16 protein-coding genes and 2 tRNA genes are annotated in these 17238 nt (G+C 66.3%); 9 read left to right on the top strand and 9 right to left on the bottom strand.

From position 1 onward, the window contains the following. Position 1 precedes the first annotated feature (1 nt). From AC1DGI_RS03730 to pknB, 5 genes are read left to right on the top strand one after another with little or no spacing between them, the layout of a single operon-like run. On the top strand, positions 2-1756 hold the full coding sequence (locus AC1DGI_RS03730; RefSeq protein WP_476897821.1) for a PP2C family protein-serine/threonine phosphatase: 1755 nt from the start codon (positions 2-4) through the stop codon (positions 1754-1756). Then, on the top strand, positions 1753-3207 hold the full coding sequence (locus AC1DGI_RS03735) for an FtsW/RodA/SpoVE family cell cycle protein (protein WP_476897822.1): 1455 nt from the start codon (positions 1753-1755) through the stop codon (positions 3205-3207). The genes AC1DGI_RS03730 and AC1DGI_RS03735 overlap by 4 nt, the downstream gene beginning before the upstream one ends. Then, the gene (locus tag AC1DGI_RS03740; protein ID WP_476897823.1) at positions 3204-4661 is read left to right on the top strand and encodes a peptidoglycan D,D-transpeptidase FtsI family protein; all 1458 of its coding nucleotides are present in this window, start codon (positions 3204-3206) and stop codon (positions 4659-4661) included. Before AC1DGI_RS03735 ends, AC1DGI_RS03740 begins: the two co-directional genes overlap by 4 nt. Continuing rightward, entirely contained in the window at positions 4658-6478 is a 1821-nt protein-coding gene (locus AC1DGI_RS03745) for a protein kinase domain-containing protein (protein WP_476897824.1), read from the top strand. The genes AC1DGI_RS03740 and AC1DGI_RS03745 overlap by 4 nt, the downstream gene beginning before the upstream one ends. Positions 6479-6484: 6 nt before the next feature. Then, the gene (gene pknB / locus AC1DGI_RS03750; protein ID WP_476897825.1) at positions 6485-8440 is read left to right on the top strand and encodes a Stk1 family PASTA domain-containing Ser/Thr kinase; all 1956 of its coding nucleotides are present in this window, start codon (positions 6485-6487) and stop codon (positions 8438-8440) included. Between the two features lie 68 nt (positions 8441-8508). On the opposite strand, the gene AC1DGI_RS03755 is transcribed toward pknB, so the two are convergent. Genes AC1DGI_RS03755 through AC1DGI_RS03765 form a run of 3 tightly spaced genes read right to left on the bottom strand, consistent with a single transcriptional unit; the run spans position 8509 to position 10118 of the window. Beyond that, positions 8509-9150 (bottom strand): aminodeoxychorismate/anthranilate synthase component II, encoded by a 642-nt coding sequence (locus AC1DGI_RS03755; protein ID WP_476897826.1) that lies wholly within the window; start codon positions 9148-9150, stop codon positions 8509-8511. Then, positions 9147-9317, bottom strand: a complete 171-nt coding sequence (locus tag AC1DGI_RS03760; RefSeq protein ID WP_476897827.1) for a hypothetical protein — start codon at positions 9315-9317, stop codon at positions 9147-9149. The genes AC1DGI_RS03755 and AC1DGI_RS03760 overlap by 4 nt, the downstream gene beginning before the upstream one ends. Positions 9318-9320: 3 nt before the next feature. Next, a complete protein-coding gene (locus AC1DGI_RS03765) occupies positions 9321-10118 on the bottom strand; it encodes a class E sortase (RefSeq protein ID WP_476897952.1) in 798 nt (265 codons plus the stop codon). A gap of 178 nt (positions 10119-10296) precedes the next feature. Between AC1DGI_RS03765 and AC1DGI_RS03770 the strand changes: the two genes are divergently transcribed. Both AC1DGI_RS03770 and AC1DGI_RS03775 read left to right on the top strand, forming a co-directional pair. Continuing rightward, positions 10297-10551, top strand: a complete 255-nt coding sequence (locus AC1DGI_RS03770) for a cell division protein CrgA (protein ID WP_441402343.1) — start codon at positions 10297-10299, stop codon at positions 10549-10551. Positions 10552-10672: 121 nt separating this feature from the next. Beyond that, a complete protein-coding gene (locus tag AC1DGI_RS03775) occupies positions 10673-11278 on the top strand; it encodes a DNA-3-methyladenine glycosylase I (protein ID WP_476897828.1) in 606 nt (201 codons plus the stop codon). 912 nt (positions 11279-12190) lie between these two features. On the opposite strand, the gene AC1DGI_RS03780 is transcribed toward AC1DGI_RS03775, so the two are convergent. Continuing rightward, positions 12191-13084: a rhomboid family intramembrane serine protease gene (locus tag AC1DGI_RS03780; RefSeq protein ID WP_476897829.1), complete on the bottom strand. Its 894-nt coding sequence runs from the start codon at positions 13082-13084 to the stop codon at positions 12191-12193. Between the two features lie 8 nt (positions 13085-13092). After that, the gene (locus AC1DGI_RS03785; RefSeq protein WP_476897830.1) at positions 13093-13638 is read right to left on the bottom strand and encodes a peptidylprolyl isomerase; all 546 of its coding nucleotides are present in this window, start codon (positions 13636-13638) and stop codon (positions 13093-13095) included. Positions 13639-13793: 155 nt separating this feature from the next. On the opposite strand from AC1DGI_RS03785, the gene AC1DGI_RS03790 reads away from it, so the two are divergent. Next, entirely contained in the window at positions 13794-14711 is a 918-nt protein-coding gene (locus AC1DGI_RS03790; protein WP_476897831.1) for a hypothetical protein, read from the top strand. A 172-nt stretch (positions 14712-14883) separates the two neighbouring features. After that, positions 14884-15759, top strand: a complete 876-nt coding sequence (locus tag AC1DGI_RS03795; protein WP_441399411.1) for a glycosyltransferase family 2 protein — start codon at positions 14884-14886, stop codon at positions 15757-15759. A gap of 23 nt (positions 15760-15782) precedes the next feature. Here AC1DGI_RS03795 and AC1DGI_RS03800 read toward each other — a convergent pair whose 3' ends face one another. The 4 genes from AC1DGI_RS03800 to AC1DGI_RS03815 all read right to left on the bottom strand — a co-directional run bounded on the left by AC1DGI_RS03800 (position 15783) and on the right by AC1DGI_RS03815 (position 17216). Then, positions 15783-16697 carry a DMT family transporter gene (locus tag AC1DGI_RS03800; RefSeq protein WP_476897832.1) on the bottom strand — a complete coding sequence of 305 codons (915 nt, stop codon included), beginning with the start codon at positions 16695-16697 and terminating at the stop codon, positions 15783-15785. Positions 16698-16818: 121 nt separating this feature from the next. Next, a tRNA-Ala gene (locus AC1DGI_RS03805) sits at positions 16819-16894 on the bottom strand. A 71-nt stretch (positions 16895-16965) separates the two neighbouring features. Further along, positions 16966-17088, bottom strand: coding sequence for a DLW-39 family protein (locus AC1DGI_RS03810; RefSeq protein ID WP_476897833.1), 123 nt, complete (start codon positions 17086-17088; stop codon positions 16966-16968). A gap of 54 nt (positions 17089-17142) precedes the next feature. Next, positions 17143-17216: transfer RNA gene (locus tag AC1DGI_RS03815), tRNA-Ile, on the bottom strand. Between the last annotated feature and the right edge of the window lie 22 nt (positions 17217-17238).

Raw genomic sequence — 17238 nt, forward strand, 5'->3', positions numbered from 1 at the left:
CATGGCTGCCCCCGAAACTCCCGCAGCCAGGGCCGAAGGCGAAACAACTGCCCCGAAGCGGCCGCTCATCATGCGCTATGCCGCACGTTCCGACGTCGGCCGCGTGCGCTCGAAGAACGACGACTCGGCTTATGTGGGCCGCCACCTCGCCGTCGTCGCGGATGGCATGGGAGGCCACGCCGGCGGTGACGTGGCCTCGGCCGCCACCGTGCTGGACATGCTCCACCTTGACCGGGACGACTACGACGGCGGCGAAGCAGACACCGTCCTGGCCGACGAAATCCAGACCGCAAACTCACTGCTGTCCGAACTGGTCCACATGAACCCGAAACTGGCCGGGATGGGGACCACCGTGACAGCCCTGCTGCTGGCCGGTGGCAAGCTCCACTTTGCGCACATCGGCGACTCGCGCGCTTACCGGCTGCGGAACGGTAAGTACGAACAAGTCAGCGTGGACCACACCTTCGTCCAGCGCCTCATCGACGAGGGCCGGCTGCGTCCCGAGGAAGCCGAAACCCACCCGCATAAAAACGTTTTGATGCGTGTCCTCGGCGACGTCGATGCCAGCCCCGAACTCGATCTCGACGTTCTCGACGTCGAACCCGGGGAACGCTGGCTGCTTTGTTCCGACGGACTGAACTACGTCGCCGGGCACGTCGTAGAACGCACCGTCCGGGAGACGAAGGACCTTCGCGAGTGCGCCGAAACCCTCGTTGACCTCACCCTGGAGGCGGGCTCGCCGGACAACGTGACCGTGGTGATGGTGGAGATTGCCGAGCAGACGCCCGAGGACGTCAGTACCGCCGCCGTCGACGTCGTCCCGGCGCCCGCAACGAAACCTGCAGCCGAATCTGGCACTGTCACCGCGACAGTGCCGGTCCCGTCGGCCGTAGCGGCGCCCGATACCGGCACCGAAGACTCCGGCAGTACGTACGCTGGCAAGGCCAACGACGATGCAGCGGGCCGTCCCGTCGACAAGCCTGGCAAGTCCCCACAAGATGCCCCCGACGAGGCCAAGAAGCCCGAAGGCCAGGAACCCAAGCCGCAGGAACCCCAGCTGTCCACCGATCCGCATCTCGGCGAGCATCTGTCCGCCGAAGTATTGCGCGAAGAACTCTCCACGCGCCCCCATGAGCTCGTCGGCGCTGCAGCGACCGCCGCGGCGTCGGGCTCAATCCCCTCCATTGCCGGACGGACCGTGGCGCGCCGCGCCGCCACCGTGCTGACGCACAAGGCGGACCCGGCCGCGGAAGAAGCCGACGAGTACAAGCCGCCGGCCAAACGCCGGCGCTGGCTGACCATCTCGATCGCCGCGGCAATCGTTGCCGTCCTCGGCATCGGCCTCTGGCTGGGCTACGCCTGGACCCAGACCAGGTACTACATCGGCGAACAGGACCAGAAGGTTGCCATTTTCAACGGAGTCTCGCAGCGTCTTGGCCCCATTCCGCTTTCCACGCTCGAAACGGTGACTGATATCCGCATGTCCGACCTGCCAGAGTTTTCGCAGCAGCGGGTGCGCCAGACGGTTCCCGCGCGGGACCTCTACGACGCCCAGCGGATCGTGAAAAACCTGGAGCGCACCGGCACGACGGCGCCCGCCGACGAATGCCTGACGCCGTCGCCCTCGCCCTCGCCCTCACCGAGCGGTAGCGCCGGCGCCAAGGCGCCCGCCCCGACGACTGCCGCCCCGTCCGGATCGGCCGCACCCTCCGCGTCCGCGTCGCCGTCCCCCACTAACTGTGAGGGGGGCAAATGACACCGATAGATCCCGTACCCAAGCCGCGCCGCAATGTCGAGCTGGTCCTCCTGATCCTGGCCCTCGCGGTGGGCATCGGAGCGCAGGCGCTTGTCGGCGTCGACCGGCAAAAGGCATTCGACACCGACTTCTGGTTCCAGTCCGGCCTGCTGGCAGCAGCCGCACTGGCCTTCCATGTGGTGCTGCGGATTCGCGCTAAATATGCCGACCCGGTAATACTTCCGCTGGTGGTCGGCCTGAACGGCCTCGGCCTGGCCATGATCCACCGTCTGGACCGCGTCGGGGAGGACACGGGCAATAACCAGCTGCGCTGGACGCTCGTCGCCATGGCGGTATCCATCGCGGTGATCTGGTTCCTGAAGGACCACCGGATCCTCCGCCGCTTTACCTACATTTCGCTCGCGGCCAGCGCGGTGCTGCTGATCCTGCCGCTGGTTCCGGGAGTCTCGGCGGGCGAGGTCCTGGGTGCCAGCGTCTGGATCAAGCTCGGCTCCATGACTTTCCAGCCCGGTGAGCTCGCCAAGGTCACCCTCGCCATCTTCTTTGCCGGCTATCTCTCCTCCAACCGCGATCTGATCCTGCTCGCAGGCCGCAAGATCGGGCCAGTACAGTTTCCCCGGTTCAAGGACCTCGGCCCCATGATCGCCGCCTGGCTGGTGAGCATCGGCGTGCTGGTCTTCCAGCGTGACCTTGGAACGTCCATCCTGTTCTTCGGCCTCTTCCTCGTGATGATCTACGTCGCCACCAGCCGGATCAGCTGGGTGATCATCGGCGTCGTCCTGATGGTCGCCGGCGGCTTCGTGGCCTCCAAAGTCTTCTCGCACGTGGCACTTCGGATCGACGGCTGGATCAATGCCTTCACGCCCGAGGTCTACGGCCGGGAATTCGGTGGCAGCCGGCAGATCGTCGAGGGCCTCTTCGGCATGGCCAACGGCGGCCTCGTCGGCACCGGCCTGGGCCAGGGCCGCCCCAACCTTGTCCCCTTCGCCAACAGCGACATGATTGTGGCCTCCTTCGGCGAAGAGCTGGGCCTGATCGGCATTTTCGCGATCGTGCTGATGTACCTGTTGCTGTTTACCCGGGGCTTCCGGGCGGCGCTCGGCACCCGCGACGCATTTGGGAAGCTGCTCGCCACCGGGCTGTCTTTCGCCGTCGCGCTGCAGTGCTTCGTCGTGATCGGCGGCGTCACGCGCCTGATCCCGTTGACCGGACTGACGACGCCGTTCCTCGCCGCCGGCGGGTCCTCCCTGCTGGCGAACTGGATCATCGTCGGCCTGCTGCTGATGATCTCGCACACGGCCCGCGGGCCGGTAGACACCACCCCGCTGCCGCCGGGCCAGGACCCCGAAGCGCAAGAGACGCCCCCCCTCCTGCCGCCGAAGCCGGCCACCGCACCGGCACGCAGCGGCGCCAGTACTGATGCTCCCACCGAGGCGGTGAAACACCTGTGAACCAGGCAATTCGTAATTCCTGGATAGCCGCGATCGCCATGTTCGCGCTGATCTTCGGCGCGCTCAGCTACGTCCAGGTGGTGGGCGCCGACGAGCTCAAGGCCAACACCTGGAACACGCGCACGCTCATACAGAACTACTGCAATGATCGCGGCGCCATCATCGTCGGCGGCACTCCTGTGGCGCAGTCCGTGCCGGGCAGCGAAAGCTGCCAGTTCCAGCGCACCTACACCCAGCCGCAGCTGTACGCGGGAATCACCGGGTACTTCTCCAGAACCTACGGCCTGACCGGCATGGAACTGGCGATGAACGAGCAGCTGGCCGGCAGCTCCGACCAGTTGTTCCTGGACCGGGTTGGCCAGTTGTTCCTGGGCAACCAGCCCAAGGGCGCCTCGCTGGAGCTCACGCTGGATCCGAAAATCCAGAAGCTCGCCTACGATCTGATTCCGGAGGGCCAGCGCGGATCCATTGTGGTGAGCAACCCGAAGACCGGCGCCATCCTGGCGATGGTGTCCAAGCCCTCGTACGACCCCAACCTGGTCGCCACCCAGGATCCCGACGCCGAAGCGGCGAACATCACCGCGCTGAACAAGATCCCGGGCATCAACCTGAACCAGTCCGTCAGCGGACCCACCGGCGCGCTGCTGGCGCCGGGCTCTGTCTTCAAGATCGTCGACACGGCGGCGGCCCTGGGGTCCGGCAAGTACAACAAGGACAGCGTGCTGCCCAACCCGGCCGAGCTGCCGTTCCCGGGCATCCAGTACACGCTGCCCAACTACGCCGGCGGCAATTGCTACACCCAGAACACCGCCACGTTTGCCTTCGCCCTGCAGCAGTCCTGCAACACCCCGTTCGCCAAAATCGCCCTCGACCTGGGGCAGAAGGCGATCGGGGACCAAGCCGCGAAATTCGGCTTCGGGCAGGACTTCGGCGATCAGCTCAAGCTCGAGTCAGCCAAGAGCTTCTTCCCGAGCGAGCCGCTGGACGACGCCGGCCTGGCCCAGTCGGCCATCGGCCAGCGCGACGTCCGGGCCACGCCGTTGCAGATCAACCAGATGACCTCGGCCATTGCCAACGGCGGCGTCCAGATGAAACCCAACCTGATCAAGACCCTGCGGGCGCCTGATCTGCGGATCATCAATGAACCGAAGCCCGAGACGCTGCGGACCTCCACCACCCCGGAAATCTCCCGCCAGATCACCGAGTGGATGACCAGTGTGGTCAGCGACGGCATCGCCCGCGCAGCGGCCGTTCCAGGCGTCCAGGTTGCCGGCAAGACCGGCACGGCCGAGCTGGGCACCGGCCTGAACAACTCATGGTTTACCGGGTTTGCCCCGGCCAACGACCCGCAAGTGGCTGTCACGATCGTCATGCAAGGCGTGGACATCACCACCGGCGCACAGCTAACCAGTCCGAACGCGAAGAAGATTTTTGAGGCGGTGTTGAATAAGTGAGGCCTACATCGGGAATCACCCTCGGCGGCAGATTCCAGCTGACCACACGCATTGCGATCGGGGGCATGGGGGAAGTCTGGAAGGCCAAGGACCTGATCCTTGGCCGGATCGTCGCCATCAAGGTCCTCAAAGAGGAATACACGGGCGATCCGGGCTTCCTGCAGCGCTTCCGGGCCGAAGCGCGCCACACCGCGCTGCTGAACCATGTAGGCATCGCCAACGTCTTCGACTACGGCGAGGAGGAAGGTTCCGCCTACCTCGTCATGGAACTCGTTCCGGGCCAGCCGCTGAGTAGCATCATCGAACATGAGCAGGTGCTGTCGCCGGACCGCACCCTGTCGATCATTTCCCAGACGGCACGCGCCCTGTCCGTAGCCCACGCCCAAGGCTTGGTCCACCGCGACATCAAACCAGGCAACCTGCTCATCACCCCCGAGGGCCGGGTCAAGGTCACCGACTTCGGCATCGCCCGGCTGGCCGACCAGGTTCCCCTCACCCAGACCGGCCAGGTGATGGGCACCGCCCAGTACCTGGCCCCCGAGCAGGCCACCGGCCAGACAGCGACCGGTGCCTCCGACATCTACTCACTCGGCGTTATCGGCTACGAGTGCCTCACCGGGCACCGCCCGTTCTCGGGCGAGTCCCAGATCGCGATTGCGCTGGCCCAGGTCAACGACGCGCCGCCGCCCTTGCCGGATAGCCTGCCCCGGCCCGTCCGCGCCCTGCTGATGTCGATGCTCGCCAAGGACCCCAAGAACCGTCCGGCCAACGCGATCAAGCTGGCCGAAGCGGCCGATGCCATCCGTAACGGCGATATTCCGGCAGCCCACGCGGCCGTCCCCGGCATGCTGCTCTTCGAGGCGCCCACCGGCCCGATCACCGCACCCGTCGACATGCCCACCGCATCGACCAGCGTCATCGGCGCCAGCGCGGCGGAGGACAAATCGACGTCGGCGCTGCCGGTGGTCGGCGCGGCGGGCGCCGGTGCAGCGGCCGGAATGGCGGCCGGGGCCGCCGCGGCAAGCGGCTACGGCGCCCGGAACGCCCTGTCCCGCGCCGACGCGCTGGCTGCCGAGCGCAGCTGGGACCACGAGGAAGAGGACTACGACGGGTACGAGCCCGAGGACGAACCGCAGCGCAAGGGCCGCAGCCCGTGGACGTGGCCGCTGATAGCCCTGATCCTGCTGGTGCTGTTCGCCCTCGTGGGGGTCATCCTCTCGCAGGCCGGGATCCTGTTTCCGTCGTCCCCGGCCACCAGTTCCAGTTCCAAGGCCGTCACCACGAGTGCCCCGCCGACGTCCCAGAGCCCTACTCCCAGCGCCACGAGCAGCTCGGCTACGCCCACGCAGTCCACCCCGGCGGCCATCAACCTGATTCCGGACGCCTACAAGGGCCGGCCGTTCAATGACGTCCGGACCGAACTGATCGGCATGGGACTCCAGGTCAAGGGCGCCCCGGTCTTCGACCCCGCGGCGCCGAACACTGTGCTGGATATCAACCCGTCCGGTCCAGTCCAGCGCGGCGACGTCATCACTGTCAGCTACTCCAAGGGACCGGACATGCGCACCGTCCCGACCTTGGAGCAGGGTGCCACCGAAGCCGCCGTCCAGCAGGCCATCCAGGGCGCCGGCCTGCGCTGGCAGAAGGGTGACCCGGTCGCAGGCAGGAAGAACCAGCTGGATGGCACCTTTGTGAGCTCCGAGCCCACCTCCGGCCAGCAGGTTCCGGCAGGCTCCGTGGTGATCTACCACCTTGCCGCCGCGCCGGCGCCGACCTCCTCCAGCCCCGCCACCCCAAGCTCCAGCCCCGGTCAGTAGTCAAACATGTCTACTTCACCCCGCACTCCTTCGCACCGGGAGGACAACAGCCCGGTGGGTAACCAGCGTGTCCTCAGCGGGCGTTATGAGCTGGGTGAGCTGATCGGCCGCGGCGGGATGGCGGATGTCTTCCGCGGGCTGGACACCAGGCTGGGCCGGACGGTGGCCATCAAGCTGCTCCGCCCGGACCTGGCGCGGGACCCGCAATTCCAGGCCCGGTTCAAGCGTGAAGCCCAGGCCGTGGCGGCACTTAACCATCCATCGATCGTCGCCGTCTACGACACCGGAGACCATGCCGTCCCAGGCGGCCACGACGACAGCGTCCGTGTGCCGTACATCGTGATGGAGTTCGTCTCGGGCAAGACCATCCGGGATCTGATCAGGGCCAAGGAAGTCACGATCGACCTGGCCATCGACTTCACCCTCGGCGTGCTCTCCGCGCTCGATTACAGCCACCGGGCCGGCATCGTGCACCGCGACATCAAACCGGCCAACGTGATGTATTGCCCGGACGCTAACGGCGTGAAGGTGATGGACTTCGGGATTGCCCGTGCCATGGCGGATTCGTCGGCAACCATGACTCAGACCCAGGCCGTGGTGGGAACGGCCCAGTACCTGTCCCCCGAGCAGGCCCGCGGCGAAACGGTCGACGCACGAAGCGACCTGTACTCGGCCGGGTGCCTGCTTTACGAGATGCTGACCGGCCGGCCGCCGTTTATCGGCGACAGCCCGGTTTCGGTCGCCTACCAGCACGTGCGTGAAATTCCCGAGCCGGCCAGCAGCCTCAACCCCGAAGTTTCAGCGGCGCTGGACAGCGTGCTCGCCAAGGCGCTGCAGAAGAACCGGGCCGACCGTTTCCAAGACGCGGCGGCCTTCCGCCGTGCGCTCAGGGCCGCGCGCAGCGGCGTCGCCGTCGCAGTGCTGCCGGCCAGCGAAGCGCCCACCGACCCGAACAACACCGTGGCCCCGGAGCAGGTGCCGCCCACGGCCGCTTTCTCCCTGACCGGCGCCAAATTCCTGGACGACGCCCCGGCCGCACCGGTCGCCCCGGAGCCCCCCGTCGAGACCGAGGCGCTCAGCGCAGCGTTACTCGGCCACGAGCACGCGGATATCCTTAGCCTGCCGCTGAGTTTGCCGGCCGACCACGAACCGACCGGCCGGCAGAAATCCCGCCGCCGGACGTGGATTGCAACGCTGGTGATTTTCACGCTGCTGGTCCTGGCCGGCGGCGGACTGTGGCTCTACAACATGGTCAACCAGCAGCCTCCGCCGGTGGCCAAGGTGGATGTCCCTGCGGTGGCGTCACTGACCGAATCCGAGGCCTTGCAAAAGCTCTACAATGCCGGCCTCAAGCCCCAGTTGAAGCGCATCCAACATGAGACGGTACCCAAGGGAAGCGCCGTGGGCACGGTTCCGACGGCCGGAAGCGCCTTGGAACGCAACGCGGACATTACCCTGAACATCTCCGACGGTCCCAGCGTCATCACGATCCCCGCCGATCTGCCCGGCCGGACCGAGGCGGACGCCAGGGATGTGCTCCGCCGGACAGGCCTGACCACCGTTCCAAAGACCACCCTGAACAACAGCCCCAAGGTTCCGGCCGGCATCGTCATCACCACCAACCCGGCGCCGGGCCAGAACGTGGCTGTGGGCAGCTCGGTGGAAATAATTATCTCCACGGGCAAGGTGGCTGTGCCGCAACTCGTCGGCCTGCCGCAGGCGGAGGCGGAGGCGGCCCTGAAGAATGTAGGGTTAAACCTCAGCGTCACGGAAGTCGAAAACACCCAGGTGGACCCCGGCAAGGTGACGGGCCAGAGCGACCCTGCGGATGCCACCGTCGAACAGGGCAAGACGATCACCGTCACGGTGGCCAAAGCCCCGCCGCCGCCACCACCCCCGCCGTCGCCGTCCCCCTCTCCGTCGCCGTCGCCCTCGCCGACGACAACCAAGTCCCGCGGCTAGCAGCGGTCCGGCAAGCCGCCGTGCGGCTTCACTGCACCCCGCCGCGCGGCTTCACCGGCGTTGCCGGGTCAGTGCTGGATGAGGGGGCTCAGTGCGGCGGCCCGCGCCGCGGCGCCTGCCATGCCCAGGGACTCGAGCCAGTTGCCCAGCATCAGATAGCCGCCCTCGGTCAGCACCGATTCGGGGTGGAACTGAACACCGCATAGCGGTGCCGTGCGGTGCTGGAGGCCCATCACGACGCCGGTCCCGGTTTCCGCGGTGATCTCCAGAATTTCAGGAATACTTTCGCGGACGGCAGCGAGCGAGTGGTAGCGCGTGGCGGTGAAGGGCGAGGGCAGGCCCGTGAAGACGCTTGTCCCGTGATGCTCGACCAGCGAGGTCTTGCCGTGCATCAGTTCCGGGGCGTGGGTGACAAGTCCGCCGTAGGCTTCAGCCAGGGCCTGGTGCCCGAGGCAGACGCCCAGCATCGGCTTGTGGTGGCTGCCGCACCACCTGATCAGCTCGATGCAGACCCCCGCCTCGGCCGGGGCACCGGGCCCGGGAGAAATCAGGACCCCGTCGCGCGCCTCAGCCATCTCAATTGCCTCGGCCAGCGTCACATCATCGTTGCGGACCACCGTGGTTTCCGCCCCGAGTTCCTGGAGATAGCCGACCAGGGTGTAGACAAAGCTGTCGTAGTTGTCTACGACCAGGATCTTGGTTGTGCTCATGGGTGCGTTGCCGTGCCAATCGTCGAGTCAGTGAACGGGCTGAATTGCGCCATCCAGGGAAAGAGGAACTGAACCATCAATACCAGTGCGCCGGCCAGCAATACCAGCGCCGTTGCAAGGCGCAGCCACAGCGGTCCCGGAAGGCGGCGGAAAATCCATCCGTACACGTTCTACCCGCCTCCCACGGTGCGGGCCACCTGGGCCGCAATCTCGGCCGGGGGTCCGGCGGCTGCCGGCCGCCAGCTCTCCAGCAGCGAATAGGCGACGATGCGCTCCTGCGATCCGAAGCGCGGGTTGCAGCTGGTCATGGTGAGGTAACTTTCCCGGGGGGTGGCCGCGGGTTGCCGCGGGACCGGCAGCAGCACGTCGGCGGCAGCGGGCAGGACGATCTCGCTGTTGCGGAAACGGTAGACGTAATAGCCGTCGCGGGTCTGCACATAGATCCTGTCACCAGGCACCAGGGCGTCGATGTTGTCCAGGACGGCGCCGTGGGTCTGCCGGTGACCGGCCACGGCGAAGTTTCCGGCCGCACCCGGCATCGCCGTCCCTTCATAATGGCCCAGCCCCAGCGAGTCCAGCACTGCGGGCGTGGTCCCCTGCACGACCGGCCGCGTGTACTCCGCACCGAAGCGGGGCACATAGACGACGCCGATGGTCGCGCCGGTCTCCGGCTCGCCGGCCACGGCGGGGGCGGACGCGGCAACGTTGCCGGCGCCGGGGTCAGGTGGGGGGACGACCGCGTGGGCCGGGCCGCTCAGTCCGCGGGCGAAGTCCTTGACGACCTCGCGTTGCCGGGCGTCGGCGTCGAGGTTGGTCCACCACAGCTGCCACGCGACGAACAGCAGCAGCACCACCCCGGCGGTGAGCAAGAGCTCGCCGCCGATCTGGATGGTGCGGGACACGGCGGATGGCGGGGCTCCGCCGCCGGTCCGGGCAGGCGCGGCCGCGGGCTCCGCTTTCTCCTGCAGCACCGTGGGCTCTCCTTTGCGGTTGGCGGCGGGCGCGAGGCTGGCCTGAACAACAGCTAGAATTGGCTGCGATCAGGATTTTAAACGTGACCAAGGGCGCGTTGACCGACGGCTGTTCCTTGTTGCAGGATATCAAGCCGCGTCAGCCGCCTCACATCCAGCCCGCCAAGGAGGACCCGTGCCCGAGTCGAAGCCGCGAAAGAGGAATGCCCCCGTGACGCAGCAGACCTCTGCGACGCAGGCCTACAAGCCCAACCCCGTGTGGTTCAAGCCGGTTATGTTTGGCCTGATGATCATCGGACTGCTGTGGATTATCACCTTCTACATCAGCGAAGGCACCCTTCCGGTAAAGGACTGGGCCTCGTGGAACATCGTCGCCGGTTTCGGCATCGCGATTGTGGGTTTCCTGATGACCACGCGGTGGCGTTCCTGATCCAATCACGACGCGTTCGCAGCAGGCCGGCACATCCGTGTGTCGGCCTGCTGCGTTAAACGCCCCCAGGGGGCGGAGCCGCGATAATGCTTGCAGACCACTCTTCAGCGAAGGATTCCAGATGACCCCGGACGTTAGCGGCTGCATCATCGGCGACGACGGCCTGGCGCGGCCGGCCTGGGCGGCCTCGGACCCATTGCTGCGCGACTACTACGACCACGAGTGGGGCCTTCCGGTCCGCGACGAGCAGGGGCTCTACGAACGGATCAGTCTTGAGGGTTTCCAGGCGGGCCTGTCGTGGGCCACGATCTTGCGCAAGCGGCCCGCCTTTCGTGCCGCGTTCGCCGATTTCCACCCCGAAACGGTGGCGGCGTTTACCGAGGACGACGTCGAGCGCCTCCTGCAAGATGCCGGCATTGTGCGCAACCGGCTCAAGATCCGGGCCGCCATCACCAACGCCCGGGCCACCCTGGAGTTGCGGGACGACGGCGGACTCGTGGACTTCGTCTGGGGCTTCCGGCCCGAGACCACACCGGAGCCCACCGCCCCGGATCAGATCCCCACGACTTCCCTGGAGTCCATCGCGCTGTCCAAGGCGCTGCGGAAGCGCGGCTTTGCCTTCGTCGGGCCCACCACCATGTATGCCCTCATGGAGGCCATCGGGATGGTCGACACCCACCTGCTGGACAGCCACCGACGCGGAACCTCGGGCGTCTGGCCTAGTTAGCGACCGGGCGGGGCCGGCCCCGCCAGCGTCCCCAACTGTGCACAACAACGCTGAAGTTATCCACAAGCTGTTGACGGCTTCGGCGGCCTCAGCCACGGACGGGGCCTGTTAATAACCGGGCCCTCGCACCAGCAGCCGTGCCGAAGACACCGGAATCCCGTGTGAATTACCTCCTTGTAACTTATTGACACTGTGGATTAGCTGTGGATAACCCTCCTGCGCGTCAGCGGATGGCGCCGTCGAAGAATTCCTGGCCGCGTGGGGGGAATCTCTCGCTCGACCTCTCGACGGCGTACGAGCTGCCGAGGGTGGTCGCGGGTTTTCCAGTTAATAACAGGTCGGTACCCACAACTTATCCACAGCTGGGGATAAGTCCTGCGGGTCGGTGGTTGTCGAGTCCTTACCGCCCGGAGTGCCGGGGCTGCGTGCTGTGACACTTGGAAGGTCAGGTTATTAACACTGTGCACAACCTTGTGAATATCCGCTTGAAATCAGATAACAAGGCGGTAAGGGGTCGGGAAACCGATCGTTCCGCGTTGCAGCAGGCGTCGCATCGGGAGCGGCACTTGTCCACTTAACCACAGACCATCCACTGAGACTTATCCACAGATGTGGAGAGGCTCCGGGCAGATTTCAACGAATCGCCCACTGGGGCCGTCAGATCCGGTCTTGAGGGATGAACTACAGGCGTGTAAGTTACCAACACTGTGGATAACCCTTGTGGATAAGTCCGGGTGGGGATGGTTCGCGTGGAAACGGGACGCCCGGAGGCGCTGGAACCGGCGGGAACGCGGCGAGGCGTGGAAGCGGCATGCCCGGAGGACCGCGCAGGGGTTGATGGCCGGCAGAATCCGGGCCGGGGACCGAGGACCCGGGCAGGGCCGCGGGCCGGCAGTGAGGCTGCGGCGGGGACTAGGCCGGCAGGGCCGTGACTGCGATGCGCAAGGCGGTTGCCGCAACCAGCGCGCACATCACTACGGCCAGCCCGGCGGCCTGCAGCAGTCCCTGGCGCCGGCCGCGCGGAGCATAGGCGATTGCGGCCGCGCACAGCGCGCCGGTGATGAGGCCGCCCAGGTGGGCCTGCCAGGCGATCTGCGGAACCACGAAGCCGATGACGCCGTTGATGGCGATCAGCACCCACAGCTGTTTGGTGTCCCCGCCGCGGTGGCGCTGCACAACCAGCATGGCGCCGAAGAGGCCGAAGATGGCACCGGAGGCCCCCACCACACCGCTGAGCGGCTGGCCGGGAATATAGCCGGGCGTGAGCAGGAAATAGCCGACGGATCCGCCCACGGCCGACAGCAGGTACACAACCAGGAAGCGGACCCGTCCGAGGAGGGGTTCGAGCGCTTGGCCAAAGATCCACAGCATGTACATGTTCAGCAGGATGTGGAGGACAAAACCCTGCGAATGGAGGAACGCCGACGTCAGCATGCGCCAGGGTTCGAAGGCTCCGTATTCGGGGGTGGCATAGACAGTGGCGAAAGCGAAATTCTGGTAGACCCAGTCATTGGGAACTACCCACTGGAGGACGTAGAGCAGGACGCACGCCGCGATGATCCCCAAGGTGGCCAAGGGCCTGCCCGCGGCAACTGCGCCGCCGTAAGTGGACCGAACCTGCGGCGTCGAGCGTTGGGCTTCGTTGACGCAGTCAACGCACTGGAATCCGACGGCTGCCGCCCGCTGGCAGTCGGGGCACGCAGGGCGCCCGCAGCGCTGGCACCGCACGTAGGCGGGCCGGTCCGGGTGCCTGGGGCAAACCGGGATCTGCGCGGACGGCTCTGCCGCCGGAATTCCGTAGCTCATGGCTTGGGTTAGAGCTGTTCTACGTCGATGCTGTTGATGACGACGTCCTCGACCGGACGGTCGCCCATGCCGGTACGGACGCCCTCAATGGCATCCACGACCTTCTTGGACTCCTCGTCCGCCACCTCGCCGAAAATGCTGTGCTTGCCCTGCAGCCAGCCGGTCGGGATGGTGGTGATGAAGAACTGGGATCCGTTGGTGCCGCGGCCCATCTGGATGCCGGCGTTGGCCATGGCCAGCTTGTACGGTTCGTTGAAGGTCAGTTCCGGGTGGATTTCGTCGTCGAACTTATAGCCCGGTCCGCCGACGCCCCGCCCGAGCGGGTCGCCGGCCTGGATCATGAAGTCCTTGATGATGCGGTGGAAGATGGTGCCGTTGTAGAGCGGCGTACCGGTCTTGTCTTCACCGCTCTCCGGGTGCGTCCAGGCCTGTTCGCCGGTGGCCAGGCCGACGAAGTTGTTCACGGTCTTGGGCGCGTGGTTGCCGAAGAGGTTGACGACGATGTCGCCGAGGCTCGTGTGAATGGTTGCTTTTGCAGTTGCGATGGCAGTCATGGGGCCTATTCTTCCACGGCGGCGACCTGTGCACAGGGGCGCGCAGGTAGTTCCGCGCTGGGTGAAATCCGGCCAAAATCCGTCCGAAGAATAGCCGGTGGAGTCCCAGACCCGTAGGCTAACTGCAGAACCGTCACATTAATCGGGAGGTAGTTGTGAAGAAAACGGATCGTATGGCCCGCGAGCTGGAGCAGTCAGTCAGCAGCGCAGTAGAAAACGCCAAGGACTGGGCCGCCCCGCGGGTCGAGGCGGCGGTCGACTGGGCCGTTCCGCGCCTGCAGCAGGGTCTGGACACCGCTTCCCCCAAGATCCAGGAGGGCCTCAAGTCGGCGGCCCACAACCTGGCCGGCGGCGTTGCGACCGTGACCCCCCGCCTTCAGGACGGGTTGGCCCAGCTGGCGCCGAAGATCCACGACGCCGTTGACAGCGCCACCCCCCGCCTGCACGACGCCCTGGACAAAGCCGCTCCGGTGATCGCCAACGCGCGGGACCGCGTCGTCGGCGACTACCTGCCCAAGCTCTCCGACCAGATCGGTTTGGCCTCCGAGGCGGTTCACCGCACCCTCGAAGGTGCGCCGGCCCACGTGGATGCGGTGGCGCAGCGGCTGGTTGACTCCGGTGTTATCCGCAACTTCCAGGAGCAGGTGCAGTCGGCCAGCCAGCAGGTCAACGCCGCTGCGGCCGAAGCCAGCCGTGCCGCCACGGGTAAGCTCGCCCAGCCGCAGAAGCCCAAACATCGCGGGTTCCTGATCTTCGGCGTCATCGCCGCGGCCGCAGCCGCCGGCGTCGCCGCGTGGAAGGCTTCCAAGCCCATCGAGGACCCGTGGAAGACCCCCGCCCCCGTTACCCCGGCGACGCCCGCCCCGGTTCCGGCCACGACGGTCACCGAGGTTAAGGAAAGCGCCAAGGAGGCCTCCGCGGACGCAACTGCCGCGGCCGTTTCCGGCGCAGACAAAGCGGCGGACGCCTCTGCAGAGGCAGCGAAGTCCGAGGAATCCGCGGACGCGGCCGATACCGCGGCCGTGAAGCCGGATGCCGCCGGGACCCTGAACGGCGACAACAAGCTCAAGTAGGGCCCGGCCACGAAACGCGAGCCCGCCAACCGGCCGGACAGCCCGGCCGGACGGGCAACAGCTCAAGGAGGGATTCCGCCGCTGGCGGAGTCCCTCCTTTGCCTTTCAAATTGGTGTGCCGCTGTGCCAGTCAGCGGAAGCCAAAGCCCATGCAGGTGCTAAATTTGGGGTGATGTCACCCGAAAAATCCTCCCTGGATGCCTTTGACGATGCTGTACAGCCGGCGGCTGTCTCTATCGTCATCCCGGCGTACAACGAGGAAAGCGTCATCCGACAGTGCCTGATTGCCGCCGTCTATCAGTCCGTTCCGGCGCACGAGATCATCGTGGTGGACAACATGTCCAAGGACCGAACGGCGGACATCGTCCGGCAGATGCAGTTGGAATATCCGGAGAGCCCCATCGTCCTGCTCAGCCAGGACCAGGACCAGGGCCTCATCCCCACCCGGAACTACGGCCTTGACCACGCCACCGGCGGAGTCCTGGGCAGGATTGACGCCGACTCGGTGCTGGAACCGGACTGGGTGGAGCAGGTCCAGAAGGCATTCGCGGATGAGTCCGTGCACGCTGCCACCGGCCCTGTGGTGTACTACGACATGCCAATGCGGCGCTTCGGCCTCAAGGCCGACGACAAGATGCGTCAGTTCATGCTCAAACTGGCCAAGCACCAATACCACTTCCTCTTCGGCTCCAACATGGCGCTGCGGCGCTCCGCTTGGGAAACGATCCGGCTGGACACCTGCCGGGACGAGAAGGACGAGATGCATGAGGACATCGACCTCTCCTTGCATCTTGCCGACCACGAGCTCCGGATCCAGTACTGGCCGCAGATGGTCTCCGGCATGTCGGCACGCCGGCTCGAGGATTCGCCCCGCGACTACCGCTACTACGTCACGCGGTTCGACCGGACCTACAAGGCGCACAACGTCAAGAAGATGGCGCTTAAGGCACCCATGGTGGTGTTTTTCTCGGTCTACTTCCCGGCTAAGCTGCTGCGGGCCATTCACACCGTGAACACGGCCCAGCCGGCCCGCCGCGGCGGCCAGTAGGCCCGACGGGCAGGCCGCCGGCGTCAGTCCGTTCCGAGCTCCGCCAGCCGTGCGGCGTCGCGCCGCACTACATGGGCGCGGCGTTGCCCCGCCACGACGACGACGAGCCCCACCAGGATCATTCCCAGGCCGGCGTAGGTTCCGGCGGGGAGGGTCTCATCCAGGAACACGGCCGCCAGCAGCGCAGCCCCCGGAATTTCCAGCAGGATGATCATCGAAACCAGCAGCGGGCTCATCGTAGCCAGCAAATGGTTGAAGGCGGTGTGTCCCACCAGCTGCGCGCACACCGTGATGGCCAGGATTCCCAGCCAGCCCGTGGCGTCGAAGCCGGCCAGCGGCTGTCCGGCCGCAAGGGCCAGCACGGCCACCACGGCGGCGCACATGCCGTAGCAGAGCGTCGTGTAGACGCCGGTGCCCATCGTCTGCCGGGCCTTGCCGCCAGCCAGCGTGTAGATTCCCGCCAGCATGCCGCCGACGACGGCGAGGAGATCGCCTGTGAGGGCCTCCGGCGAGCTCCCCATGTCGAAGCCGGTAATGGCCACCACCCCGCCGAAGGCGAGGCCCAGTCCGGCGAGGACCTGCCAGCTGTGCCGGACGCCGCGGAACAGCTGGAAGACCGCGATCCAGCCTGATTGCAGGCAGACCAGGGCCGTCGCGGCCGCCACCGAGGTCAGTTGCAGGGAGGTGATGAAACAAGCGAAGTGCAAAGCCAGCGCAACCGCGGCGGCAAGGGACCAGCGGAACTCGCTGGCCCTGACCCGGCCGAACTGGCGCGGTTCCCGGACCAACACCGGACCTGCCATGACCACGGCGGCTATGGCGTTGCGCCAGAATGCTATTGCGAGGGCACTGACGGAGGTCGCGCCCAGGGTGGCGGCGATCAAGGGGCCGGACGAGGCGACGCCCAGCACGCCGAGCGCCGCGAGGAAGAAGTTCACGAGTCAACAGTAATGTGCCGGCGGAGGCGTTCGGCCCGTAGGCCAGGTCAAGCCCCGGGGCCGGCCTGGCGGAATGCAAATGGTCCCGGCCAGCATTTCTGCTGACCGGGACCATTTCCTATGGTGGAGGCACGGGGACTCGAACCCCGAACCCCCTGCTTGCAAAGCAGGTGCGCTACCAATTGCGCCATGCCCCCATAAGAAGCAACCCGTCAATCATACCCCGGTGCCGGCGAGCCGTTTCCAGCTTTCCCTGCGGGGATCGGAGCTAATCAACCGTGTCGGTTGATTTGCTCCAAACTGCCTTCCGGGCCTCGGATTCCTGTACCTTCTTGTAGAGCAGGACGCCTGCGATCGTGGCTGCGACTACCAGCAACTTCTTCACATGCACCCCGTTCCGGGTTCAGCTTTAAGTGAACCTTTACAAGAACCGGTACCGGTTCCGTGGGCGTACCAGGACTTGAACCTGGGACCTCTTCGTTATCAGCGAAGCGCTCTAACCGCCTGAGCTATACGCCCCGATGCCTCATCGGGCCGAGAT

It is taken from the genome of Arthrobacter sp. 05N428_2, from assembly GCF_056397065.1.